Below are 1,584 nucleotides of genomic sequence, written 5' to 3' on the forward strand. Positions count from 1 at the left end.
TGAATGTTGTCGAGCCCGAGATCGATCCAGTCTGCCTCGTTGAGACCGCCTTCGGTCGATTGGTATTCGAACTGGAAGTCAGTCCCATGCCCGGACACCTTGCCACTGCTGCGCGTCTTGTAGAGGCCCTGCGGGAAGCTCAGGTCGATCGCCGCGCTCGACGTGTCGAGGCGGGTGTATTTGACGACCGGCACGTCCTGCTGCGGGACGTCGGAATAGACATCCTCGGCCACGTCGCGCGGATAGAGGCGCATCGTCTCCGATCCCGAGCGCCACCCGGCCTCGGCCTGCTGGTAGGACGCGCTCGCGCTGGTGACGGTCAGCCCTTCGTTGCTGCGCCTGCGCGAAACCTTGGGCGCGACATCCGCCTCGGTGACAGCGGTCAGGCGCACACGCCAGCTGCGCGAGATGCCATCGGCGAAAGGCCCCGCGCTGAAGGTCTGCGCGCTGGTGAAATTGGCGTAGGTGGCGACTGCGGTCCATGTCCCGGAACCCGCCTCTTCCACCTCGACAACAGCGGTGAGGCCGCTGAGGTAGTAGAGCGCCGTCGGCGCGAGGGTGAGCGAGACGGATTTTGCTGCTGCACTGGGCGCATAGACGTACTGCTCGCCAACCCCCGAGAGTAGCACCTGGGGCGCATGGCTCTCTTCGGTCTTCTGGGCGACCAGCGCCTCGAGGCCGGGCATGGCAGCCAGCGTCCGCGCCTTGTCGACGTTGCGGAACTCGAGCTCGACGCCGCTGAACTCGGTGATTGGCGTCGTGCCGATCCGCAGGTCCTCGAGCGCGACACCGCCCGGGGCCCAACCGAAGGTCATGCGTCCCCGGTAGTAGATGTCTCGGCCCACCGTCTCCGAATAACCGCTCGCGGTCAGCGGCGGAAACATGCGGTGCCGCCCGATCACGTAAGGAAACACGCCATAGCGGTTCGCGGCGTTGCCCACGCCGGTGATCGCGAAGTTCTGCGGACCGGCGCCGCTGCCGGCCTGCTGAGCGGGCGGAATGAGCGCGTTGATCGCCAGCGCGCCAACCACCGTGATGGCGGCATAGGTCAGCGCGTAACTCACCGACCCGGCGGTGAAGAGCGCGCCCGCGCCCGCCGCAGCCGCGGTCGGCAAGAAAGCGGATGCAATGGCGGCGATCGCGATCTCCGCGCCGCCCTCCTGCGCAGGGAAGGCAATCTCGACGCGGGTGCCGTCCTTCGGCCGCACACTCTTCCAGAGCGTGATCGGCACGGGCCAGACCTCGGTGCCGCGGATCAGCAGCACGTAGGGCAAGCCATACCGCGCGGTATCGAGATCCATCAGCCGGACGATCTCGGCCACCGATGTTCCGGCCCGAACGTCGCGATAGATCACGTCTCGGCAAAGCGGATGGGTCTCGGCTGCCACCGAGATGGCGCGAGCTTGGGTCAGGTCGTCAAGCAAAGCGGTAGATTCCTTCGAGCTTCCCGCGCCAGCTGGCGCCGCTCCATCGCTCGATGCGGCTGCAGTGTCCGGCATCGTCGAGCGTGTGGAGCATATCTGTCGTGTTGAGGGCATAGCCCAGGTGCAGCGGGCGCCCCGCCATCATGAAGAGCAGGGCATC

Annotated in this window: 1 pseudogene; it reads right to left on the reverse strand. The window is 66.7% G+C overall.

Features of this window, described 5'->3' with window-relative positions:
- Positions 1–1,424, reverse strand: a pseudogene (locus tag G0D83_RS00075) (hypothetical protein); the annotation flags it as partial.
- Positions 1,425–1,584 lie beyond the last annotated feature (160 nt).

Origin of the sequence: Salipiger sp. PrR003 (assembly GCF_010500785.1) — a bacterium.
Lineage (GTDB): Bacteria > Pseudomonadota > Alphaproteobacteria > Rhodobacterales > Rhodobacteraceae > Salipiger > Salipiger pacificus_A.